Raw genomic sequence first — 24,495 nt, 5'->3', positions numbered from 1 at the left:
AGAAACAAAAAAAGCGGCTCGAGAGCCGCTTTTTGCCGATGATGAAAACGTCTTAGCAGACTTCTGCGCCGGCGATGCCGTCCAGATAACGCTCTGCGTCCAGCGCCGCCATGCAGCCGGTGCCGGCGGAGGTGATCGCCTGACGGTAGATGTGATCCATCACGTCGCCCGCGGCGAAGACGCCGGGGATAGTGGTTTGGGTCGCATTGCCGTGAATGCCGGACTGCACCTTGATGTAGCCGTTTTCCAGCTCCAGCTGACCACCGAAGATGCCGGTGTTCGGGCTGTGGCCGATGGCGATGAACACGCCGGCCAGTTCCAGCTCACGGGTTTCGTTTTCCGCTTTGGTGCTGCGGATACGCACGCCGGTCACGCCCATTTCATCGCCCAGCACTTCGTCCAGCGTATGGTCGGTGTGCAGCACGATGTTGCCGCTCTTCACTTTTTCCATCAGCCGGTCGATCAGGATTTTCTCCGAACGGAAGCTGTCGCGACGGTGGATCAGGTGAACCTCGGCGGCGATGTTGGACAGGTACAGCGCTTCTTCAACGGCGGTATTGCCGCCGCCGACCACCGCGACTTTCTGGTTGCGGTAGAAGAAACCGTCGCAGGTTGCGCAGGCGGAAACGCCTTTGCCCTTGAACGCGTCTTCGGAAGGCAGGCCAAGATAGCGGGCGGAGGCGCCGGTCGCGATGATCAGCGCGTCGCAGCTGTATTCACCGCTGTCGCCGAACAGGCGGAACGGACGCTGCTGCAGATCGACGCTGTTGATGTGGTCGAAGACGATTTCAGTCTGGAACTTCTCCGCGTGCTCGCGCATGCGCTCCATCAACGCCGGGCCGGTCAGGCCTTCGGCGTCGCCGGGCCAGTTTTCCACTTCGGTGGTGGTGGTCAGCTGGCCGCCTTGTTCCAGACCGGTGATCAGCACCGGGTTCAGGTTGGCGCGCGCCGCGTAGACGGCGGCGGTGTAACCGGCCGGGCCGGAACCCAGAATCAGTAATTTGCTATGTTTAGCCGTGCCCATGAATAACCTCTTTATTCCACAATGGCGGACAATGAAGCCGATTGTAGGGAAAATGGCGCAGTAAAAAAAGCGCCGGGCGACGTTGTTAACGATTTGTATGATAGTTGTCGCCTATTAATGCATCCGTTGTCGGTAAATCGGTCGTCGAACGCAGAAATTTAACTTATCAAAGCCGCATTCGGCCAGCGAATCGCCAACCGTGCAAAAACGGCGCACTCTGCGGCTTCCGCCGCTCCCGACCGGGGTTTATCAGCCAGCGATTCATAATCAAAAATGGGATGCAGACTTTTCATGACGGTACGTTGTTCTGATTTTGCTTCTTTTACTTTGACAATCCGCTGCGCATTTGCGAAAACATCATAGGAAGAAGAAATTATCCCCGTAACACCAGCAAATCGTACGTATTTGCGCCGCAAGGCGACGATACGCAGCGGGAGTGCGGAGCAGGGCGCGCAAGCGTTTGCTGATTTTTTCTCGACCGAAACATCGTTGCCGGCGCTGCGCGGAGTTGGACAGACAGGCTGCGCGGCGTGGAATGATGGTAGTGAAGAAGCACATGACAGGCATCGGGTCTTCGCTTGGAACGAACCCTTACACATTGACGTTGGCTAGGGTGTGGCAAGTGCACGGAAGAAAATAAGAGAGACAATAATAATGGCAGACAACAAGAAACGCCCGGGTAAAGATCTTGACCGTATCGACCGCAACATCCTGAATGAGCTGCAGAAGGATGGGCGTATTTCGAACGTCGAGCTTTCGAAGCGCGTGGGGTTATCCCCTACACCATGTTTGGAACGCGTGCGCCGTCTCGAGCGCCAGGGTTTCATTCATGGCTATACCGCATTGCTGAACCCGCATTATCTGGATGCGTCCCTGCTGGTTTTCGTGGAGATCACGTTGAACCGCGGCGCGCCGGATGTGTTTGAGCAATTCAACTCGGCAGTGCAGAAGCTTGAAGAGATTCAGGAGTGTCATCTGGTTTCCGGCGATTTCGACTACCTGTTGAAAACCCGCGTACCGGACATGTCGGCTTACCGCAAATTGCTGGGCGAAACCTTGCTGCGTTTGCCGGGGGTTAACGACACCCGTACCTACGTAGTGATGGAAGAAGTGAAACAGAGTAACCGTCTGGTTATCAAAACACGGTAAGGTGCAGGTGCAAAACCTGATTAAATTGGTTACACTCCTGTTTATTCATACAGTTTCGGCGCCGGGGCAGTTTCTCGGCGCTGTTGCTATGTCAGCTAACAGGAACCTGGAGAGCCTTTCTTGAGCCAGGAATATACAGAAGATAAAGAAGTTACCCTGAAAAGACTCAGCAGTGGCCGGCGTTTGCTGGAAGCTGTGCTTATCGTGGTAGCGATTTTTGCCGTTTACCTCATGGCTGCGCTGGTCAGTTTCAACCCGTCTGACCCAAGCTGGTCGCAGACCGCGTGGCATGAGCCGATTCACAATCTGGGCGGCGGTGTCGGGGCCTGGTTGGCCGATACGCTGTTCTTCACCTTCGGGGTGCTCGCCTACGCGATACCGCCGATCATGCTGGTCCTGTGCTGGGCGGCTTATCGCCAACGCAGCAACAGAGACTACATCGACTATTTCGCGCTTTCCCTGCGCCTGATCGGCACCCTGGCGTTAGTGCTCACCTCCTGTGGGTTGGCGGCGCTGAACGTTGACGATCTCTATTACTTCGCCTCCGGCGGCGTGATCGGCAGCCTGCTGAGCAACGCCATGTTGCCGTGGTTCAACGGCATCGGCGCTACGCTGGCGCTGCTGTGCGTATGGGCGGCGGGGTTGACGCTGTTTACCGGCTGGTCCTGGCTGGTGATCGCCGAGAAGATCGGCGGGGCGGTGTTGGGCGTTGCGACGGTGATGACCAATCGCTCACGTCGCGAAGAGCGCTATTTCGAAGATGACGAGCGTTACGTTGACGACGAGCCTGAGCAGGCAGGGAAGGGTGCCGCCGCAGCGGTTGCCGCGACCGCCGTCGGAGCCGCGGCCGCCGATGACGACGTGCTGTTCTCCGCGCCTTCGGTTACCGAAAGCGCCAAAGCGGCGGCGGAAGACGCCGCCGATCCGTTGCTCAGCGGCCTGAGAGCCGACGATGACGAGCTTGAAGCAGAAGCCGCACCCAGCGCGCCGGTGGCTTCGCCTGCACCGACGGTGAAGGCAGAGATCCACGAGCCCGTCGCTGCACCGATCGCCGCTCAGGCGCCGTCGGTAACGGTGGCGCCGGCCGCGCCGGCCTCGGTCAATCAGCACCCGGTAAGTGCGCCGGCGCAAGACGCTACGCCGCCGCTGTATTCCTTCGAGATCCCGGAAGAAACGCCTGCGCCTAAGGCGACGCGTCCTGTCGATCCTTATCAGGATGACGATGAGCCGCGCCTTGGCAACTGGCAAGAGCCGGCCGCGCCGCAGCCGCCGGCGCGTTCTCCCTTTGATTTTACCGCCGCACAGCGTGACAGCGTTGACATCGGCAGTTCGAGCGGTTTCAGCGCCACCGGCGCCAAACCGCAGCCGGATACGGCGGCAGCCGCTGCTGCGGGCGTTGCGGCGGCGACCTTTATGCCGGCCTTCACGGCGACCAGCGACGGCAATCCGCAGGTTAAGCAGGGCATCGGCCCTGAGCTGCCGCGGCCGAACCCGGTGCGCATCCCGACCCGTCGTGAGCTGGCTTCCTACGGCATCAAGCTGCCTTCGCAGCGTGCGGCCGAACAGGAACAGCGCCAGACAGAGGCGGAGCCTCAACAGCTGACGGCGGCGAACCCGCAGGAAGAAGAGGCGCTGCAAGAAGCCGCGCTGCGCCAGGCGTTCGCCGAGCAGCAAAGCCAGCGCTACGGCGAAAGCTACGCGTCGGAGCAGGATGATGAACAGGCTCAGCAGGAGGCTGAGCTGAGCAAAGCGTTCGCCGAGCAACAGAGCCAGCGTTACGGCGAAGACCAGCAGGACGACGAAGCGGCGCGGCAAGAGGCCGCGCTGCGTCAGGCATTCGCCGAGCAGCAGCAGGCGCGTTATGGCCAGCAAGAGCCTGCTCCGCAGGCGCCGGCCGCCAGTCCGGTCGATACCCGCAATGCTTTCAGCTTCTCGCCGATGGCGGATCTGGTGGACGATGGTCCGAGCGAGCCGATGTTCACGCTGTCGCCGCAGCTTGAAGAGCGCATTGAACTGGAAAGCGAACAAGAGGACGACGTGCCGTTCGGCCAGTTTGAGCCTGCGGCGCCGGCTGCTCAACCTCAGCAATCGCACCCTCAGCCTCAACAATACCAGCAGCCGCAGCAACAGCCGCAGGTGCAGCAGCCTCAGCAACCTCAGGCCGAGCAGCATCCGGCGATGGACAGCTTGATTCACCCGTTCCTGATGCGCAACGATCAGCCGCTGCAGAAACCGACCACGCCTCTGCCGACGCTGGATCTGCTGACCGAAGCGCCGAAAGAAGTGGAGCCGGTCGATTCCTTCGCGCTGGAACAGAAAGCGCGCCTGGTGGAGGCCAGCCTGGCCGATTATCGCGTGAAAGCCGACGTGGTGGACATCCTGCCGGGGCCGGTCATCACCCGCTTCGAGCTGGATCTGGCGCCGGGCGTTAAAGCGGCGCGCATTTCCAACCTGTCGCGCGATCTGGCGCGCTCGCTGTCGACTTCGGCGGTGCGCGTGGTGGAAGTGATCCCCGGTAAGCCTTATGTCGGTCTGGAGCTGCCGAACGCCAAGCGGCAAACGGTATACCTGCGCGAGGTGCTGGATTGCCCGGCCTTCCGCGACAACCCGTCGCCGCTGTCCATCGTATTGGGTAAAGACATCTCCGGCGAGCCGGTGGTGGCCGATCTGGGCAAAATGCCGCACTTGCTGGTCGCCGGTACCACCGGCTCCGGTAAATCGGTCGGGGTCAACGCCATGATCCTGAGCATCCTGTATAAGGCCACGCCGAAAGAAGTGCGCTTTATCATGATTGACCCGAAAATGCTGGAACTGTCGGTTTACGAAGGCATTCCGCACCTGTTGACCGACGTGGTCACCGACATGAAAGACGCCGCCAATGCGCTGCGCTGGTGCGTGGGCGAAATGGAACGCCGCTATAAGCTGATGTCAGCTCTGGGCGTGCGTAACCTGGCCGGCTACAACGAACGCGTCGATCAGGCCGAAGCGATGGGGCGTCCGATCCCGGATCCGTTCTGGAAACCGACCGACAGCATGGACATCACGCCGCCGGTGTTGGAGAAAGAGCCGTACATCGTGGTGATGGTCGACGAATTCGCCGATCTGATCATGACGGTCGGCAAGAAGGTCGAAGAGCTGATCGCCCGTCTGGCGCAAAAAGCGCGTGCGGCGGGCATCCACCTGGTGCTGGCGACCCAGCGTCCGTCGGTGGATGTGATCACCGGCCTGATCAAGGCCAACATCCCGACGCGTATCGCCTTTACCGTGTCGAGCAAGATAGACTCCCGCACCATCCTCGATCAGGGGGGCGCCGAGTCCTTGCTGGGCATGGGCGATATGCTTTATCTGGCGCCGAACTCCTCGATCCCGGTGCGCGTACATGGCGCATTCGTGCGCGATCAGGAAGTGCACGCGGTGGTCAAGGATTGGAAAGCGCGCGAGCGGCCCCAATATAAAGAGGGCATTCTCAGCGGCGGTGAAGACGGCGAGGGCGGTGCCGGCGGCGGTATGGACGGTGACGAAGAGCTGGATCCGCTGTTTGATCAGGCGGTGGATTTCGTGGTGGATAAACGCCGCGCCTCCATCTCCGGCGTACAGCGCCAGTTCCGCATCGGCTATAACCGCGCCGCGCGCATCATTGAACAGATGGAAGCGCAGGGCATTGTCAGCGAGCAGGGGCACAACGGCAACCGCGAGGTGCTGGCGCCGCCGCGGCACGATTGATGGTCGTTTAGCCATTGCAACTCAATAAGAAAGGGCCGCTTAAGCGGCCCTTGTGCAAAGAAGCGTAAACCCGTTTCTTCTCGGAACATTGGCCTACCTGCCGTTCGCCGGCTTCGGGTAAAGTAACGGGGTAAAGGGTTGATTTGACCCGCACGGCGCCGCCTTGCGGTTAACGCATTTCATAAGGTATCTGGAATAATGAAAAAACTGTTAGTTGCCTGCTGTCTGCTTTCGGGATTCGCTTCTACCTCCGTGCTGGCCGACGCTGCACAGGATCTGCAAAGTCGCCTGGCGAAGGTGAACAGTTTCCACGCCAGTTTCTCGCAAACCGTGACCAGCGCCGACGGGGCCGCGGTGCAACAGGGTGAAGGCGAGCTGTGGGTGAAGCGGCCGAACCTGTTCAACTGGCACATGACGTCACCCGATGAGAGCGTGCTGGTCTCCGATGGCCAAACCCTGTGGTTCTATAACCCGTTCGTTGAGCAGGTGACGGCGACCTGGCTGAAGAACGCCACCGGCAATACGCCGTTTATGCTGATCACCCGCAACAATGCCAGCGACTGGAAGCAGTACAACGTGAAGCAAAAGGGCGATGATTTCGAGCTGACGCCGAAATCCGCCAGCGGCAACCTGAAGCAGTTCGCCATCAGCGTGACCAACAGCGGCACCATCCGCAGCTTCGCCGCGGTGGAGCAGGACGGCCAGCGCAGCGCTTATACGCTGAAAAGCCAGCAGAACGTCACCGCCGATCCGGCCAAATTCAAATTTACCCCGCCGAAGGGGGTGACGCTGGACGACCAGCGCCAGTGAGGTGCAAGTGAGTAATAATCTGTCGCTCGATTTTTCCCAGAACGAGTTCCAGCCGTTGGCCGCGCGTATGCGGCCGACCACGCTGGCGCAGTATATCGGCCAGCAGCACCTGCTGGCCGCCGGCAAGCCGCTGCCGCGCGCTATCGAGGCCGGGCAGCTGCACTCGATGATTCTATGGGGGCCGCCGGGCACAGGGAAGACGACGTTGGCAGAGCTGATCGGCCGTTATGGTCAGGCGGACGTCGAGCGGATCTCCGCCGTGACCTCCGGGATCAAGGAGATCCGCGAGGCGATCGAGCGGGCGCGGCAAAACCGCGACGCCGGCCGTCGCACTATTCTGTTCGTCGATGAAGTGCACCGCTTCAACAAAAGTCAGCAGGACGCCTTCCTGCCGCACATTGAAGATGGCACCATCACCTTTATCGGCGCCACTACCGAAAACCCGTCGTTCGAACTGAACTCGGCGCTGCTGTCGCGCGCCCGCGTCTATTTGTTGAAGGCGCTGACTGCCGAAGATATCGGCCAGGTGCTGGATCAGGCGATGAACGACAAGGCGCGCGGTTTTGGCGGCCAGAACGTCGAGCTGCCGGCGGAAACGCGCCGCCTGCTGTCGGAGCTGGTGGGGGGCGATGCGCGCCGGGCGCTGAACAGCCTGGAAATGATGGCGGACATGGCGGAGCTCGACGCCAAAGGCGTACGGGTGCTGACGCCGGAGCTGCTGAAGGAGGTGTCGGGCGAGCGCAGCGCGCGCTTCGACAACAAGGGCGACCGTTATTACGACCTGATTTCCGCGCTGCATAAATCGGTGCGTGGTTCGGCGCCGGACGCCGCGCTGTACTGGTATGCGCGCATCATTACCGCCGGCGGCGATCCGCTCTATGTGGCGCGCCGTCTGTTGGCGATTGCCTCTGAAGACGTGGGCAACGCCGATCCGCGCGGCATGCAGGTGGCGATCGCCGCCTGGGATTGTTTTACCCGCGTGGGGCCGGCGGAGGGCGAGCGCGCCATTGCGCAGGCGATTGTTTACCTGGCCTGCGCGCCGAAAAGCAACGCGGTTTACACCGCGTTCAAGGCCGCCATGCGCGACGCCAAAGAGCAGGCCGATTATGACGTGCCGGAGCATTTGCGCAACGCGCCGACCAAGCTGATGAAGGAAATGGGGCTGGGGGCGGAATACCGTTACGCTCACGACGAACCCAACGCCTACGCCGCCGGCGAGAACTACTTCCCGCCCGAAATGGCCAACACGCGCTACTACCAACCGACCTCGCGCGGGCTGGAAGGGAAAATCGGCGAAAAGTTGGCATGGCTGGCTGAGCAGGATCAAAATAGCCCGACAAAACGCTACCGCTAGCGTGGCCGTTGCGGTAAGGTTAGCGGGTATCACTCTTCTTTTATGCGGCTATAAATCAGCCGCATAGAACAACAACACTTCTTTCAATAACAACAAGCACAGGATTAGCATGCTCGATCCCAATCTGCTGCGTAATGAGCTAGACGCAGTCGCCGTCAAACTGGCTCGCCGAGGCTTTAAACTCGATCTGGATCTGCTGCGTTCGCAGGAAGAACGCCGCAAAGTTCTGCAGGTAGAAACTGAAACGCTGCAAGCGGAACGCAACTCCCGATCGAAATCCATCGGCGCGGCCAAAGCGCGTGGGGAAGACATCGAGCCGCTGCGTCGCGAAGTGAACGAGCTGGGTGACAAGCTGGATGCCGCCAAGGCGGAACTGGATGCGCTGCAGAGCGAGATCCGCGATTATGCCCTGACGCTGCCTAACCTGCCGGACGACGCCGTGCCGGACGGTAAAGACGACAGCGAAAACCTGGAAGTCACCCGCTGGGGTGAACCGCGCCAATACGACTTCGCGGTGCGCGATCATGTCGATCTGGGCGAAATGGCCGGCGGGCTGGATTTTGCCGCCGCGGTTAAGCTGACCGGTTCGCGCTTCGTGGTGATGAAAGGGCAAATCGCCCGCATGCACCGCGCGCTGTCCCAGTTCATGCTGGATCTGCACACCGAACAGCACGGCTACCTGGAGGCCTACGTGCCTTACCTGGTCAACCACGCCACGCTGTACGGCACCGGCCAACTGCCGAAGTTCGGCGAAGACCTGTTCCATACCCGCCCGCTGGAAGAAGAAGCCGACAGCAGCAACTACGCGCTGATCCCAACGGCGGAAGTGCCGCTGACCAACCTGGTGCGCGACGAGATCGTGGAAGAGGAAACTCTGCCGCTGAAGATGACCGCGCACACGCCATGCTTCCGTGCGGAAGCCGGTTCTTACGGCCGTGACACCCGCGGTTTGATCCGCATGCACCAGTTCGACAAGGTTGAAATGGTGCAGATCGTTCGTCCGGAAGATTCGATGGATGCCCTGGAAGAGCTGACCGGCCACGCGGAAAAAGTGCTGCAGCTGCTGAACCTGCCTTACCGCAAGGTGCTGCTGTGCACCGGCGACATGGGCTTCGGCGCATGCAAAACCTACGATCTGGAAGTGTGGCTGCCGGCGCAGGATACCTACCGCGAGATCTCGTCCTGCTCCAACATGTGGGACTTCCAGGCACGCCGCATGCAGGCGCGCTGCCGTAGCAAAGCCGACAAGAAGCCGCGTCTGGTCCACACGCTGAACGGCTCCGGCCTGGCGGTTGGCCGTACGCTGGTGGCGGTGCTGGAAAACTACCAGCAGGCCGACGGCCGCATTCAGGTACCTGAAGTGCTGCGTCCTTATATGGGCGGCCTGGAATACATCGGTTAAACGGCAAAGCATTTGAAAAAAGCGCCTGCGGGCGCTTTTTTTTATGTTGGAAATTCAGTCTGTCGCCAGCGCGTAGGCCTGTTTAATGTAGTCCGCCAGGTGCTTGCTTTTCACTTCGGCGGGCGTGTGGAGCTTGATGTGCCGCCGATATTGGCCGTTGCCTTCAAGTTGCTGATAGCGATCTTCCAGTCGGTGCCCTTGGCCGAATTCCACCGTGACGTGATTGCGGTAGGCGAAAACGCCGCAGAAAAATTGAGTATGCGAGAACATGATGCCGCCGTATTTGACCGATTCGGTGATGCCACTGCCGCTCGCCGTGGCGACCCGACGCACCTGTTGTACGATCTCCAGCAGCTCACCGTGCGTGCTGCCGATGTCTGCCAGCAAGGTCTCGACCGCCGCATTATTTGCCTGAATCATCTCGCTTCTCCGTCGTTAAATCCGCTCTGCGCTGAGCATAGCGCTTTTTCAGCCGCTTAGCCGGAAACAAATCGTGCGCTGGAATGATAAGAGGCGATTGACTTTTTTATCGCCAGTGGCATGATGCGCGCACTCTCATTGCGCGTTCGGTCACAATTTCACTATGTCCGCTTACTCCCGCCCGGTGCTCTTATTGCTCTGCGGCCTCTTGCTGCTCACGGTATCCATTGCCGTTTTGAATACGTTAGTGCCGCTTTGGTTAACCCATGCTCAGCTGTCGACCTGGCAAGTGGGTATGGTCAGTTCCTCTTATTTCAGCGGCAACCTGTTGGGCACGTTGGTAGCGGGCAAACTGATCCAGCGCGTTGGCTTCACCCGCAGCTATCATCTCTCTTGTTTGCTGTTCGCCGCCGCGACCGCCGGCATGGTGCTGTCGATCGATTTCTGGAGCTGGCTGGGCTGGCGCTTCTTCGCCGGCGTCGGGTGTGCCTGGATCTGGGTGATCGTGGAGAGCGCGCTTTTGCGCAGCGGCAATTTGAGCAACCGTGGCCAGCTGCTGGCGGCCTATATGATTGTCTATTACCTCGGTACGGTGACCGGCCAATTACTGTTGAGCATGACCTCGACCGAATTGCTGCATGTGGTGCCGTGGGTGACCGCGATCGTGATCAGCGCCATGTTGCCGATGTTGTTCGCGCGGGTAAACCGCCATGAAGACGAGCCGCAGCAGGCGGCGGTATGGACAATGTTGAGACGCCGCAGCGCGCGCCTGGGCATCAACGGCTGCATCATCTCCGGCATCGTGCTCGGCTCGCTGTATGGCCTGATGCCGCTGTATCTCTCTCATCAGGGCATGAGCGACGCTAACGTCGGCTACTGGATGGCGCTGTTGGTCAGCTCCGGCATCGTCGGCCAATGGCCTGTCGGGCGCCTGGCCGATCGTTACGGGCGCCTGCTGGTGCTGCGCATTCAGGTGTTTGTGGTGATCCTCGCCAGCGTGGCGATGCTCGGCAACTACGCTATGGCGCCTTCACTGTTCATCCTCGGCTGCGCCGGCTTTACCCTGTATCCGGTGGCGATGTCCTGGGCCTGTGAGAAGGCAATGCCGCACGAACTGGTGGCGATGAACCAGGCGCTGCTGATGAGTTATACCATCGGCAGCTTGCTGGGCCCATCGATGACGGCGCTGCTGATGCAGAACTATTCCGACCGCGTGCTGTTCGTGATGATAGCCGCCGTGGCGTTGGTTTACCTGCTGATGCTGCTGAAAAAGCAGAAGCCGGATCGCCATCACACGCCGTTCGCCGCCGCCTGAGCATAAAAAAAAACCGGCCATGAGCCGGTTTTTTCTTTGGCGCTGCGTCAGTCAGTAAATCACTTTGTGGCCGTAGCTTTCCAGGATGCCTTTGACGCGATCCATGGTCTCGGCCTTCGGCGGATGTACGCCGTCCAGTTTGTACTCTTCCCCCATCGCTATCCATTTGTGCTTGCCCAACTCGTGGTAAGGCAGCAGCTCGATTTTCTCGATGTTGGTCATGTCTTTGGTGAACTCGCCCAGCAGGTGCGCCGATTTATCGTCGTCTGACCAGCCCGGCACCACCACGTAACGGATCCAGGTGCGCTGGTTGCGTTTCGCCAGATAGCGGGCGAATTCCAGCGTGCGGTGGTTGGAGACGCCGACCAGATTCTGGTGGATCTCGTCGTTCATCTGTTTCAGATCCAGCATCACCAGATCGGTGGTGTCCAGCAATTCGTCGATCACCGGATCGTAGCGGCGCACGAAGCCATTGGTGTCCAGGCAGGTGTTGATGCCTTCGGCATGACAGGCGCGGAACCAGTCGCGCACGAATTCAGCCTGCAGGATCGCCTCGCCGCCGGACGCGGTCACGCCACCGCCGGAAGCGTTCATGAAGTGGCGGTAGGCCACCGCGTCTTTCATCAGCTCTTCGACGGTCACTTCTTTGCCGCCGTGGGTGTCCCAGGTGTCACGGTTATGGCAATAGAGGCAGCGCATCAGGCAGCCCTGGAAGAAGACGATAAAGCGGATCCCGGGCCCATCGACGGTGCCGCAGGATTCGAAGGAGTGGATGCGACCAGTTACTGACATTGCGGGGTTTTCTCCAATATGGACTGTCAAACGCAGTCTAAAAATAGGCGCGTGGCCGCCGGCCAGGTATCTGCGATGCAGCGGCGGGGGATCCGCCACCGGGGGTAATGATGCCTGTCGGCCGGTCAGTTGCCGGATAACTGTTTTGCCGGCTATCCATTCAGTATAGATGTCCGGCAAAACAGACTCGCACAGAGTCAGGGGAGAGCGGTGGGAGAAAAGGGCCGGCAGAACCGGCCCCGACGTTGGCACCGGGCGGTCTCCCGCCCGGTCGGCGTTATTACATCGTTTGAGTGAAGGTACGAGTAATGACGTCCTGCTGTTGCTCTTTGGTCAGCGAGTTGAAGCGCACGGCGTAACCGGAGACGCGGATGGTCAGCTGAGGGTATTTCTCAGGATTTTCCATCGCATCCAGCAGCATTTCGCGGTTCATTACGTTGACGTTCAGATGCTGACCGCCTTCGATGGAGGCTTCATGGTGGAAGTAACCATCCATCAGGCCCGCCAGGTTGGCTTTACGCACGTCGTCGTCTTTACCCAGCGCGTTAGGCACGATGGAGAAGGTGTAGGAGATCCCGTCTTTCGCGTAGGCAAACGGCAGTTTGGCTACCGAGGTCAGGGAGGCGACTGCACCTTTCTGGTCACGGCCGTGCATCGGGTTGGCACCTGGGCCGAACGGTGCGCCTGCGCGGCGGCCATCCGGGGTGTTACCGGTTTTCTTACCGTACACCACGTTGGAGGTGATGGTCAGTACGGACTGAGTCGGTACCGCGTTGCGGTAGGTGCGCAGTTTCTGAATTTTCTTCATGAAACGTTCCACCAGGTCACAGGCGATGTCATCGACGCGGGCGTCGTTGTTACCGAACTGCGGGTACTCGCCTTCCACTTTGAAGTCGATAGCCAGGCCGTCTTCGTCGCGAATGGTGGTGACTTTCGCGTACTTGATGGCGGACAGGGAGTCGGCCGCAACGGACAGACCGGCGATGCCGCAAGCCATGGTGCGATAAACGTCACGGTCATGCAGCGCCATCAGCGCAGCTTCGTAGCTGTACTTGTCGTGCATGTAGTGAATGATGTTCAGCGCGGTCACGTACTGCTTGGCCAGCCAATCCATAAAGTGGTCCATGCGGGCCATGACTTTGTCATAGTCCAGCACTTCGTCCATCATCGGCGCTTCTTTCGGGCCGACCTGCATTTTCAGTTTCTCGTCAACGCCGCCGTTGATGGCGTACAGCATGGTTTTCGCCAGGTTGGCGCGGGCGCCGAAGAACTGCATTTGCTTACCGACGATCATCGGGCTGACGCAACAGGCGATGGCGTAGTCATCGTTGTTGAAGTCAGGACGCATCAGGTCGTCGTTTTCGTACTGTACGGAAGAGGTGTCGATGGACACTTTCGCCGCGAATTTCTTGAAGTTCAGCGGCAGCTTCTCAGACCACAGGATGGTCATGTTCGGCTCCGGAGACGGCCCCATGGTGTACAGGGTGTTCAGGAAGCGGAAGCTGTTTTTGGTGACCAGGGTACGGCCGTCGACGCCCATACCGGCCAGGGATTCAGTCGCCCAGATTGGGTCGCCGGAGAACAGTTCATCGTACTCAGGGGTACGCAGGAAGCGCACCATACGCAGTTTCATCACCAGGTGGTCGATCAGTTCCTGCGCTTGCTCTTCGGTCAGTTTGCCCGCTTTGATGTCGCGTTCGATGAACACGTCGAGGAAGGTGGACACGCGGCCGAAGGACATGGCGGCGCCGTTCTGGGATTTCACCGCGGCCAGGTAGCCGAAGTAGGTCCACTGCACCGCTTCTTGGGCGCTGGTGGCCGGGCCGGAGATGTCGTAACCGTATTTGGCGGCCATCTCTTTGATCTGAGCCAGAGCGCGATGCTGTTCAGCGATCTCTTCGCGCAGCTGGATGGTCATTTCCAGGTCTTCGCCGTTTTCCAGTTTTTCCTGCAGCGATTTGAACTGGTTCAGCTTGTCGGCCATCAGGAAGTCGATGCCGTACAGCGCCACGCGGCGGTAGTCGCCGATGATGCGGCCACGGCCGTAAGCGTCTGGCAGACCGGTCAGCACGCCGGATTTACGGCAGTTCAGGATGTCTTTGGTGTAAACGTCGAATACGCCCTGGTTGTGGGTTTTACGGTATTCGGTGAACACTTTTTTCAGCTGCGGATCCAGTTCGCGGCCGTACACTTTGCACGAACCTTCGACCATTTTGATGCCGCCGAACGGGATCAGCGCGCGTTTCAGAGGGGCGTCGGTCTGCAGACCCACGATGGTTTCCAGCTCTTTGGCGATGTAACCCGCGTCGTGAGAAACGATGGTTGAAGCAACGTTGGTGTCGAAATCAACCGGCGCATGAGTGCGGTTTTCCAGTTTGATCCCTTCCATAACCTTGTCCCACAAGGTGGTGGTGGCTTGAGTTGCGCCAGCCAGGAAGGATTCGTCACCTTCATAAGGCGTGTAGTTTTTCTGGATGAAGTCACGAACGTTGACTTCATTCTGCCAGTCACCCTTGCTGAAACCTTCCCAAGCGTTGGCTAATTTCTCGTTAAGTTCGGTCATTGTACACCTACCTTTGATTGTGGATTTCTAACTCTGCGCGCGGTAACTCACAGCTTAGTGCTGTTCGCGGCCCCCGCGCAGATAAATTACCCAGTAAGTCAACCCAACCAGCAGACCGCCGCCGATGATGTTACCAATGGTGACCGGAATCAGGTTGTCGATGATGAAATTGCTTACTGTCAGATGAGCGAATTGCTCAGGTACCGCCCCTACGGCTTGCCAGAATTCCGGCGTGGCGAAGTGTTTGACCACGATGCCCATAGGGATCATAAACATGTTGGCGATGCTGTGTTCGAAGCCGCTGGCGACAAACATACCGACCGGCAGCACCATGGCGAGCATCTTGTCGGTCAGGGTACGGCCGGAGTAGCTCATCCAGACCGCCAGGCAGACCATCAGGTTAGCCAGAATGCCGAGGCAGACGGCTTCGATAAAGGTGTGATGCAGCTTGTGGTCCGCGGTTTGCAGAACATTCAGGCCCCACTGGCCGTTGGCGACCATATACTCGCCGGAGAACCAGATCAGCGCCACGAAGAACAGCGCGCCGACCAGGTTGCCGAGATAAACGTTCAGCCAGTTGGCGCCCAGTTGGCCCCAGCTGATGCGGCCGCTGGCCTTGGCGATGACGATAAGCACGGTAGAGGTGAACAGGTCGGCGCCCGACACCACCACCAGCATTAACCCGAGAGAGAAACAGATGCCGCCGACCAGTTTCGCCAGCCCGAAAGGCACGCCGGCGGTGCCGGTGGTCGCCGTAATGTAGAAAACGAAGGCGATGGAAATGAAGACACCGGCGGTGATCGCCAAATAAAACGTTTTCAGCGGATGTTTGGTGGCTTTATACACGCCGGCATCTTCAGCGATTTTCGCCGTTGCCGCAGGTAAAATCAGATCGAATGGGCTGTCAGTTTTCAAACTAACTCTCGCTCTTAAGGGTTAAAACAACGCAATGAGATACTAGCAAAGCAGTATAGGGGAAAATTTGATTTGGATCATAAGGCGGGGAAGTAGAGCGCCAAAATGGCATGTTTTCTGTGTGGTTTTTTATGGTTAATTTATTGAATTTAAACAAAAAACAATTTTTTAATGTTTGCAATTTTTTTTGAATTCACCCGATGTGCCGAGGGTGTCAAAGTTAAATTTTTAGGCGTTTTGTCGCCGTTCGTCGCTGAAAGTTTAATTATCGGTTAATTATTATTTCACCGTCCGGCAACAATCGCCGGTTTATTTATTCTTATGCTCGTTTAACCGCCTATTTTCCTGCGGGGAAATAAAACAGAATGCGTTGAAATAAACCGCAAAATGAAAACGCCGCAGCGGAGTGCGGCGTTTGACCGGGAGGGTACCCCAAAAGTGGCGGTACCCCCAATGGCGATTAGGCCTTGGCCCAGTGACGGCGCTTGGCCGCCTGCAGCTTCTCGTAGGCCGCCAGCAGCGCCTGATGGGCCGGCAACGCCTTCAGATCGGCATCGACGGCGAACAGCCCGTTGAAGCGCTCTTCACCGCTGATGGCGGCCGAGGCCGCGTCCACCGCTTCCTGGCCGTACATTTTCACGAACGCGGTATAGTATTGCGCCGCTTCGCGCTCAGGCTCCTGCGCCAGCAGCAACAGCGTTTGCAGGCAACGGTAGTAGTTGCTGCGCGCCGGGCTCAGCACCGAGGCGTTGAAGTCCTGCGTCCATTCGGTCCAAATCAGCGCCTGATCCAGATCGCCGCCCGCCAGCGCCAGCATCGACTTCAGCTCGCCCACGCGCAGGGTATACCAGGCGTTGTCTTTGCCGCTGGCAATGCCCAGCAGTTCGCGTACGCGGGTGAAATCGTCCAGCCCTTCGTCGTCCAACTGCTCGATCAGCGCCAGGTATTCTTCCGGCTCCCACTCGCTGCCCGGCAACGCCAGCAGCGTATCGCGCAGGTGCGCGCCCATGCTGTTGTTGGCCAGCAGCAGGTCTTCCGCCGGGTAGATATCGGACATGCCCGGCACGATGATGCGGCAAGCGTAGACGCCCAGGTGTTCGTAGTCGGCGATGTACACTTCCGCGTCTTCTTTGTCGAAGATGCTCATCAGGGTGGCGAACTCTTCCTGCGTGCTGCCGCTGAAGTTCCAGTCAACGAACGGATAGTCCGCGTCCTGCTTGAACAGATCCCAGGAGATCAGGCCGCTGGAGTCGATGAAGTGCGTTTCCAGGTTGGTGTGTTCCGCCACTTCTTCGTCATCGAAGGTCGGCGCGGTGAACACGTCGAGATCTTTCAGGCTGCGGCCCTGAAGCAGTTCGGTCACCGTGCGCTCCAGCGCCACGCCGAAGTCCGGGTGCGCGCCGAACGAGGCGAAGCAGGTGCCGTTGGTCGGGTTGAACAGCACCACGCAGATCACCGGGTAGTTGCCGCCCAGCGAGGCGTCGTAGGAGAGGATTGGGAAACCTTCCTCTTCCAGCTTGGCGATGGCTTCCACCACGCCCGGGTAGCGGTTCAGCACCTCGTCCGGGATCGCCGGCAGGCTGATGGATTCGGCGATAATGCGGTTTTTCACATAGCGCTCGAACACTTCCGACAGGCCCTGCACGCGCGCTTCGTTGGCGGTGTTGCCGGCGGACATGCCGTTGGAAACATACAGGTTGCCGATGATGTTCATCGGAATGTATACCGTTTGCTGATCGGACTGACGGGTGAACGGCAGCGCGCAGATGCCGCGATCGGCATTGCCGGACTGCAGATCGACAAGATCGCTGGCGCTCAGCTCTTGTTGCGGATCGTAGAAGGCGTGCAGACGCTCGTCGAGGATGCCGGCCGGCAGCGCATCGTCCGCTGGGATCGGGAACCATTTCTCATTCGGGTAGTGCACGAAGTCGCCTTCGGCGATCTGCTTGCCCAGATAGAAATCGGCGAAGAAGTAGTTGGTGGACAGGCGCTCGAAATATTCACCCAGCGCAGAGGCCAACGCGGCTTTTTTGCTGGCGCCTTTGCCGTTGGTGAAGCACAGCGGGCAATCGCGATCGCGAATGTGCACCGACCATACGTGCGGCACCGGGTTCAGCCAGGAGGCTTCTTCGATGTTGAAACCGAGATCGCTCAGTTTCTGCTGGAAACGGGCGATGGAATCTTCCAGGGCGGCGTCTTTACCGGGGATAAAAGTTTGCGTCATTGTCTTCACTTTTTGCGCGTACTAAAAACGCGCAATGATACGGGGTTTTACGCTGGAGCTCCACGTATTCCTAAAGCGGCGGCAAAGTCACAGTTTTTTTAAGGATAAAGGCCATAATTCAGCGAGTTATCTGTCACGGAGAAATCTAATGAAATCAGTGAAACTCAGCGTGTTAACCCTTTTGTTGACCGGCGTCAGCGCCTCGGCGCTGGCGCTGCCCAACATCACCCTGCTGGCGACCGGCGGCACCATCGCCGGCGGCGGCGATTCGGCGACGAAATCCAACTATACCGCGGGCAAACTGGGCGTCGAGGCGCTGGTCGATGCGGTGCCGGCGCTGAAGAACATCGCCAACGTGCAGGGGGAGCAGGTGGTTAACATCGGCTCGCAGGACATGAACGATCAGGTCTGGCTGACGTTGGCGAAGAAAATTGACGCCGACTGCGGCAAAACCGACGGCTTCGTCATCACCCACGGCACCGATACGCTGGAAGAGACGGCCTATTTCCTCGATCTGACGGTGAAGTGCGACAAGCCGGTAGTGCTGGTCGGGGCGATGCGGCCGGCGACGGCGATGAGCGCCGACGGCCCGTTCAATCTGTATAACGCGGTGGTGACGGCGGCGGATCCGCAATCGGCCAACCGCGGGGTGCTGGTGGCGATGAACGACCGCGTGCTGGACGCACGAGATGTCACCAAAACCAGCACCACCGCCGTGCAAACCTTCCAGTCGCCGAACTTCGGCCCGCTCGGGTATATCCACAACGGCAAGATCGATTATCAGCGTTCGCCGCAGCGCAAGCACACCCGGGAGACGCCGTTCGACGTCAGCAAGCTGAACGAACTGCCGAAGGTCGGCATCATTTACAACTACGCCAACGCCTCTGATGCGCCGGTCAAGGCGTTGATCGCCGAAGGGTACCAGGGCATCGTCAGCGCCGGGGTCGGCAACGGCAACCTGTATAAAACCGTGTTCGACACCCTGGCGACGGCGGCGCACAGCGGCGTGGCGGTAGTGCGTTCTTCGCGCGTGCCGACCGGCGCCACCACGGAGGATGCGGAAGTGGACGACGCCAAGTACGGCTTCGTGGCCGCCGGCACGCTGAATCCGCAAAAGGCCCGCATTCTGCTGCAGCTGGCGTTGACGCAAACCAAAGATGCGAAGCAGATCCAGCAAATGTTCAATCAGTACTGATCGTTTTCTCTCCTGCGGGGGCCGTCCGGGCTCCCGCAGCCATCTCGGCTGAATACAGCATAAAACACCGCGTTAACCCGCTGAATTTCCCCATGTCGCAGGGTTTTATCGTCCAAAAAAACGCGCCGACCGCAGAGCCTGTCATCACCCGGTGCGCCTGTTTGCCGCCGGCGGGCGAATAAGCGTTGCAGCCATGGGGCGTGAGTGATAAAACCGAAGGGTTGGTTAACGCGAGCGTTAACTTCGGGCGTCTTTTCGACAGGTCGCTTTTCTGCGGCGAACAGTGAATGTGGTGAGGGGAAATGACTCAGGTTTATAATTTTAGCTCTGGCCCGGCGATGCTGCCGGTGGAAGTGTTGCGTCGTGCGGAACAGGAACTGTGCAACTGGCACGGCCTGGGAACGTCAGTGATGGAGATCAGTCACCGCAGCAAAGAATTCATCGCCGTAGCCGAGCAGGCGGAACAGGATCTGCGCGATCTGCTGAAAGTCCCCTCCAACTATAAAGTGCTGTTTTGCCACGGCGGCGCCCGCGCGCAATTCGCCGCGCTGCCGCTGAACCTGCTGGGCGACAAGGCCACCGCCGACTACATCGACGGCGGCTATTGGGCGCATAGCGCCATCAAGGAAGCGGAAAAGTATTGCACCCCGAACGTCATCGACGTGAAAACCCGCATCGACGGCCTGAGCGGCATCAAGCCGATGAAAGAGTGGCAGCTGAGCGACGACGCGGCTTACGTGCATTATTGCCCAAATGAAACCATCGACGGCGTAGCCATCGATGAAACGCCGGACTTCGGCGACAAAGTGGTGATCGGCGATTACTCCTCGACCATCCTGTCCCGCCCGCTCGACGTCAGCCGCTTCGGCGTGATTTACGCCGGGGCACAGAAAAATATCGGCCCGGCCGGCCTGACGCTGGTGATTGTGCGTGACGATCTGTTGGGCAAGGCGCGTAAAGAAGTGCCGTCTATCCTCGATTACACTGTGCTGGCCGAGAACGATTCGATGTTCAACACCCCGCCGACCTTCGCCTGGTACCTGTCCGGGCTGGTATTCAAATGGTTGAAAGAGCAGGGCGGCCTGGTGGAGATGCAAAAACGCAATCAGGCCAAGGCCGAGCTGCTGTACGCGACCATCGATAAATCCGACTTCTACCGCAGCCAGGTGGCGATCGCCAATCGTTCTTGGATGAACGTGCCGTTCCAGCTGGCCGATGCGGCGCTGGACAAGGTGTTCCTCAGCGAAGCCGAGGCTATCGGCCTGCAGGCGCTGAAAGGTCACCGGGTAGTTGGCGGCATGCGCGCTTCTATTTACAATGCCATGCCGCTGGCCGGCGTACAGGCGCTGACCGACTTTATGACCGACTTCGAGCGTCGTCACGGTTGATCCCGTCAGCTCGCCGGGCGCGGGCTGACCAAGCTGTTGTCCTTTTGCATTAAAGCGGCTCCGGCATTATTCCGGAGCCGTTTCGTTTATCAGAATTGGAGAGTTTTGTTCACATGGTGGATTCCCTGACGTTACAACCGGTCGCCCTGGTCAATGGCACCGTCAACTTACCCGGCTCGAAGAGCGTTTCTAACCGCGCTCTGCTGCTGGCGGCGCTGGCGGAGGGAACGACCCGGCTGACCAACTTGCTGGACAGCGACGATGTGCGTCATATGCTGAATGCGCTGCAGGCGTTGGGCGTGAACTACCGGCTTTCCGCCGACCGCACCGTGTGTGAAGTCACCGGCGTGGCTGGGCCGCTGGTGGCCGACCAGCCGCTGGAACTGTTCCTCGGCAACGCCGGCACCGCGATGCGCCCACTGGCGGCGGCGCTGTGCCTCGGTGAAGGCGACGTGGTGCTGACCGGGGAACCCCGCATGAAAGAACGTCCGATTGGCCATTTGGTGGACGCGTTGCGCCAGGGCGGGGCGCAGATTGATTATCTCGAGCAGACCGATTACCCGCCGATTCGCCTGCGTGGCGGCTTCCGGGGCGGCGATGTCACCGTCGACGGCAGCGTCTCCAGCCAGTTCCTGACCGCGTTGCTGATGACCGCGCCGCTGGCGCCGCAGGATACGCAGATCCACATCAAGGGCGAGTTGGTTTCCAAGCCGTACATCGACATCACGTTGCACCTGATGCGCACCTTCGGCGTATCGGTGAGCCACGACAACTACCGGGTGTTCCATATCCAGGGGCGCCAGACGTATATCGCGCCGGGCGACTACCTGGTTGAAGGCGACGCTTCTTCCGCGTCCTACTTCCTGGCGGCGGCGGCGATCAAAGGTGGCACCGTGCGCGTGACCGGCATCGGCCGCAAAAGCGTGCAGGGCGACACCAAGTTTGCCGATGTGCTGGAGAAGATGGGGGCGCGCATCACCTGGGGCGACGATTTTATCGAGTGCAGCCGCGGTGAACTGCGCGGCATCGATATGGACATGAACCACATTCCGGATGCGGCGATGACCATCGCCACCGCGGCGCTGTTCGCCGAGGGGCCGACCACCATCCGCAATATCTACAACTGGCGGGTAAAGGAAACTGACCGTCTGGCGGCGATGGCCACCGAGCTGCGTAAAGTGGGGGCGGAAGTGGACGAGGGCGAAGACTACATTCACGTCGTGCCGCCGGCCAAGCTGCAGTTCGCCGAGATCGGCACCTACAACGATCACCGCATGGCGATGTGCTTCTCGCTGGTGGCGCTGTCGGATACCCCGGTCACGATCCTCGATCCGAAGTGCACCGCGAAAACCTTCCCGGACTATTTCGAACAGCTGGCTCGCATCAGCCAGCCGGCGTAACCGTCAGATCATTTCTTTTAAGGCCCCTTTGCGGGCCTTTATCGTTTTTAACCCCCGGCGACCGGCGTTTCTTCTATACTTTTTCGCGGTTGTGCGCTTATTTTCAACAACCGGACAGTTCCAGGGTAACAGATCGCCGTAGGGCAGCGTATAATACGCCACCGTATTTGCCCCTGATTGGGCAGGTGACAGAGCACCCGGGCTTCGAGTCGAAGCGCGCCGTGTCTCTGTGAGGTTTTCTACCTGAAGGAGAGAGAAATGACGGCTACAGCCCCGGTGATAACCGTTGATGGACCAAGTGGCGCAGGCAAAGGCACGCTGTGTAAAGCGTTGGCCGAGTCCCTTGGTTGGCGTTTGCTGGATTCCGGCGCGATCTATCGCGTGCTGGCGCTGGCGGCGTTGCATCATCAGGTGGATATCACTTCTGAGGAAGCGCTGGTTCCGCTGGCCGCACATCTCGATGTTCGCTTCGTTGCCCAGGAGGGCAAGCTGCAAGTGATTTTGGAAGGTGAGGACGTCAGCAATGAGATCCGCACCGAAACCGTCGGCAACACCGCGTCGCAAGCTGCGGCGTTTCCGCGCGTGCGCGAGGCGCTGCTGCGCCGCCAGCGCGCGTTTCGCGAGGCCCCCGGCCTGATTGCCGATGGCCGCGACATGGGCACGGTGGTGTTCCCGGACGCGCCGGTCAAGATTTTCCTCGACGCCAGCTCGGAGGAGCGCGCGCACCGCCGCATGCTGCAGTTGCAGGAAAAGGGCTTTAATGTTAACTTTGAACGTCTTTTAGCCGAGATAAAGGAACGGGACGACCGTGACCGTAATCGGCCTATCGCGCCTCTGGTGCCCGCTTCTGACGCCCTCGTGCTGGATTCTACCAGCATGTCGATTGAAGAAGTGATCCGGCAGGCGTTGACGTATGCACAGAAAGTGTTGGCGTTGCCGCAGCAATAAGCGCGGCGGCGCTATTGGCTTTTTGTCATATTTGTCATAGCGGTATCGCAATATATCGGGTAAAATTTTACCCCTGTAACCTTAAACCCTGTCGGCATGGAGCCAATGGCGGGGTATGTGAAACAACCCCATTCGGCGGGACGCTAAATGGACGTTAAACTAAAGAACCCTGAAGATTAACAACATGACTGAATCTTTCGCTCAACTCTTTGAAGAATCCTTAAAAGAAATCGAAACCCGCCCGGGTTCCATCGTTCGTGGCGTCGTTGTTGCTATCGACAAAGATATCGTACTGGTTGACGCCGGTCTGAAATCTGAGTCTGCCATCCCGGCTGAGCAATTCAAAAACGCCCAGGGCGAGCTGGAAATCCAGGTTGGTGACGAAGTTGACGTTGCTCTGGATGCTGTTGAAGACGGCTTCGGTGAAACCCTGCTGTCCCGTGAGAAAGCTAAGCGTCACGAAGCTTGGATCACGCTGGAAAAAGCCTACGAAGAAGCTGAGACTGTAACCGGTGTTATCAACGGCAAAGTGAAGGGTGGCTTCACCGTCGAGCTGAACGGCATCCGCGCGTTCCTGCCAGGTTCCCTGGTTGACGTGCGTCCGGTACGTGACACTCTGCACCTGGAAGGCAAAGAGCTTGAGTTCAAAGTCATCAAGCTGGATCAGAAGCGCAACAACGTTGTCGTTTCTCGCCGTGCGGTTATCGAATCCGAGAACAGCGCTGAGCGCGATCAACTGCTGGAAAACCTGCAGGAAGGCATGGAAGTTAAAGGTATCGTTAAGAACCTCACTGACTACGGTGCATTCGTTGATCTGGGCGGCGTAGACGGCCTGCTGCACATCACTGACATGGCTTGGAAGCGCGTTAAGCATCCAAGCGAAATCGTCAACGTTGGCGATGAAATCACTGTTAAAGTGCTGAAGTTCGACCGCGAGCGTACTCGTGTATCCCTGGGCCTGAAACAGCTGGGCGAAGATCCATGGGTTGCTATCGCGAAACGTTACCCAGAAGGCACCAAGCTGACTGGCCGTGTAACCAACCTGACTGATTACGGCTGCTTCGTAGAAATCGAAGAAGGCGTTGAAGGTCTGGTACACGTTTCTGAAATGGATTGGACCAACAAAAACATCCATCCGTCCAAAGTTGTTAACGTGGGCGACGTAGTGGAAGTGATGGTTCTGGACATCGATGAAGAACGTCGTCGTATCTCCCTGGGCCTGAAGCAGTGCAAATCCAACCCATGGCAGCAGTTCGCAGAGACCCACAACAAGGGCGACCGCGTTGAAGGTAAAATCAAGTCTATCACTGACTTCGGTATCTTCATCGGCCTGGACGGCGGCATCGACGGCCTGGTTCACCTGTCTGACATCTCCTGGAACGTTGCAGGCGAAGAAGCAGTACGTGAATACAAGAAAGGCGACGAAATCGCTGCGGTTGTTCTGCAAGTTGACGCAGAGCGCGAGCGTATCTCCCTGGGCGTGAAGCAACTGGCTGAAGACCCGTTCAATAACTACCTGTCTATGAACAAGAAAGGTGCTATTGTTACTGGTAAAGTCACTGCAGTTGACGCCAAAGGTGCTACAGTTGAATTGGCAGGCGGCGTAGAAGGTTACCTGCGTGCATCTGAAGCCTCTCGCGACCGCATTGAAGATGCAACTCTGGTTCTGAACGTAGGTGACGAAGTTGAAGCTAAATTCACCGGCGTTGACCGTAAGAACCGCGTTGTAAGCCTGTCCGTACGTGCTAAGGACGAAGCTGACGAGAAAGACGCCATCGCAACTGTTAACAACAAACAGGAAGAAGGCAACTTCTCTAACGCAATGGCTGAAGCTTTCAAAGCGGCTAAAGGCGAGTAATGACGGGGGGCGGTC

At 58.8% G+C, this 24,495-nt stretch carries 18 protein-coding genes; 11 read left to right on the top strand and 7 right to left on the bottom strand.

Features of this window, described 5'->3' with window-relative positions; genetic code table 11:
* Positions 1-52: 52 nt before the first annotated feature.
* Entirely contained in the window at positions 53-1,024 is a 972-nt protein-coding gene (trxB, locus tag ACJ8M3_RS09605) for a thioredoxin-disulfide reductase (protein WP_019454557.1), read from the bottom strand.
* 158 nt (positions 1,025-1,182) lie between these two features.
* Positions 1,183-1,623, bottom strand: coding sequence for a hypothetical protein (locus ACJ8M3_RS09600; protein WP_129993320.1), 441 nt, complete (start codon positions 1,621-1,623; stop codon positions 1,183-1,185).
* A 55-nt stretch (positions 1,624-1,678) separates the two neighbouring features.
* On the opposite strand from ACJ8M3_RS09600, the gene lrp reads away from it, so the two are divergent.
* From lrp to serS, 5 genes are all read left to right on the top strand, one after another.
* A complete protein-coding gene (lrp, locus tag ACJ8M3_RS09595; RefSeq protein WP_004928318.1) occupies positions 1,679-2,173 on the top strand; it encodes a leucine-responsive transcriptional regulator Lrp in 495 nt (164 codons plus the stop codon).
* Positions 2,174-2,293: 120 nt separating this feature from the next.
* Complete coding sequence (locus tag ACJ8M3_RS09590) at positions 2,294-5,896, top strand: DNA translocase FtsK 4TM domain-containing protein (protein WP_101453229.1); 3,603 nt, start codon at positions 2,294-2,296, stop codon at positions 5,894-5,896.
* A 198-nt stretch (positions 5,897-6,094) separates the two neighbouring features.
* Positions 6,095-6,706 (top strand): outer membrane lipoprotein chaperone LolA, encoded by a 612-nt coding sequence (gene lolA, locus ACJ8M3_RS09585; protein WP_033642555.1) that lies wholly within the window; start codon positions 6,095-6,097, stop codon positions 6,704-6,706.
* Between the two features lie 67 nt (positions 6,707-6,773).
* A complete protein-coding gene (locus ACJ8M3_RS09580; RefSeq protein WP_046897122.1) occupies positions 6,774-8,060 on the top strand; it encodes a replication-associated recombination protein A in 1,287 nt (428 codons plus the stop codon).
* A gap of 109 nt (positions 8,061-8,169) precedes the next feature.
* On the top strand, positions 8,170-9,462 hold the full coding sequence (gene serS, locus ACJ8M3_RS09575; RefSeq protein WP_123061552.1) for a serine--tRNA ligase: 1,293 nt from the start codon (positions 8,170-8,172) through the stop codon (positions 9,460-9,462).
* A 54-nt stretch (positions 9,463-9,516) separates the two neighbouring features.
* On the opposite strand, the gene ACJ8M3_RS09570 is transcribed toward serS, so the two are convergent.
* A complete protein-coding gene (locus ACJ8M3_RS09570) occupies positions 9,517-9,882 on the bottom strand; it encodes a DUF1801 domain-containing protein (RefSeq protein ID WP_033642557.1) in 366 nt (121 codons plus the stop codon).
* Between the two features lie 163 nt (positions 9,883-10,045).
* Here ACJ8M3_RS09570 and ACJ8M3_RS09565 point away from each other — a divergent pair, with 163 nt between their 5' ends.
* Entirely contained in the window at positions 10,046-11,197 is a 1,152-nt protein-coding gene (locus ACJ8M3_RS09565) for an MFS transporter (RefSeq protein ID WP_033642558.1), read from the top strand.
* A gap of 51 nt (positions 11,198-11,248) precedes the next feature.
* On the opposite strand, the gene pflA is transcribed toward ACJ8M3_RS09565, so the two are convergent.
* The 4 genes from pflA to ycaO form a co-directional block, all read right to left on the bottom strand.
* Positions 11,249-11,989 carry a pyruvate formate lyase 1-activating protein gene (pflA, locus tag ACJ8M3_RS09560; RefSeq protein WP_031299859.1) on the bottom strand — a complete coding sequence of 247 codons (741 nt, stop codon included), beginning with the start codon at positions 11,987-11,989 and terminating at the stop codon, positions 11,249-11,251.
* Positions 11,990-12,269: 280 nt separating this feature from the next.
* Positions 12,270-14,552 (bottom strand): formate C-acetyltransferase, encoded by a 2,283-nt coding sequence (gene pflB / locus ACJ8M3_RS09555; protein ID WP_004928286.1) that lies wholly within the window; start codon positions 14,550-14,552, stop codon positions 12,270-12,272.
* A gap of 54 nt (positions 14,553-14,606) precedes the next feature.
* Positions 14,607-15,467: a formate transporter FocA gene (gene focA / locus ACJ8M3_RS09550; protein WP_019454548.1), complete on the bottom strand. Its 861-nt coding sequence runs from the start codon at positions 15,465-15,467 to the stop codon at positions 14,607-14,609.
* Between the two features lie 460 nt (positions 15,468-15,927).
* A complete protein-coding gene (gene ycaO / locus ACJ8M3_RS09545) occupies positions 15,928-17,691 on the bottom strand; it encodes a 30S ribosomal protein S12 methylthiotransferase accessory factor YcaO (RefSeq protein ID WP_033642559.1) in 1,764 nt (587 codons plus the stop codon).
* Positions 17,692-17,839: 148 nt separating this feature from the next.
* On the opposite strand from ycaO, the gene ansB reads away from it, so the two are divergent.
* The 5 genes from ansB (at position 17,840) to rpsA (ending at position 24,480) form a co-directional block, all read left to right on the top strand.
* A complete protein-coding gene (ansB, locus tag ACJ8M3_RS09540) occupies positions 17,840-18,886 on the top strand; it encodes an L-asparaginase 2 (RefSeq protein WP_096242108.1) in 1,047 nt (348 codons plus the stop codon).
* A 302-nt stretch (positions 18,887-19,188) separates the two neighbouring features.
* Entirely contained in the window at positions 19,189-20,274 is a 1,086-nt protein-coding gene (gene serC, locus ACJ8M3_RS09535) for a 3-phosphoserine/phosphohydroxythreonine transaminase (protein WP_046686771.1), read from the top strand.
* A 113-nt stretch (positions 20,275-20,387) separates the two neighbouring features.
* A complete protein-coding gene (gene aroA / locus ACJ8M3_RS09530) occupies positions 20,388-21,674 on the top strand; it encodes a 3-phosphoshikimate 1-carboxyvinyltransferase (protein ID WP_047572043.1) in 1,287 nt (428 codons plus the stop codon).
* 258 nt (positions 21,675-21,932) lie between these two features.
* Positions 21,933-22,622, top strand: a complete 690-nt coding sequence (cmk, locus tag ACJ8M3_RS09525) for a (d)CMP kinase (protein WP_101453232.1) — start codon at positions 21,933-21,935, stop codon at positions 22,620-22,622.
* 184 nt (positions 22,623-22,806) lie between these two features.
* Positions 22,807-24,480 carry a 30S ribosomal protein S1 gene (gene rpsA, locus ACJ8M3_RS09520; RefSeq protein ID WP_004928267.1) on the top strand — a complete coding sequence of 558 codons (1,674 nt, stop codon included), beginning with the start codon at positions 22,807-22,809 and terminating at the stop codon, positions 24,478-24,480.
* Positions 24,481-24,495: the final 15 nt, after the last annotated feature.

The sequence above is a fragment of the Serratia sp. CY55921 genome (assembly GCF_052167655.1).
Lineage (GTDB): Bacteria > Pseudomonadota > Gammaproteobacteria > Enterobacterales > Enterobacteriaceae > Serratia > Serratia ureilytica.
This window is presented reverse-complemented; position numbering and strand designations above follow the sequence as displayed.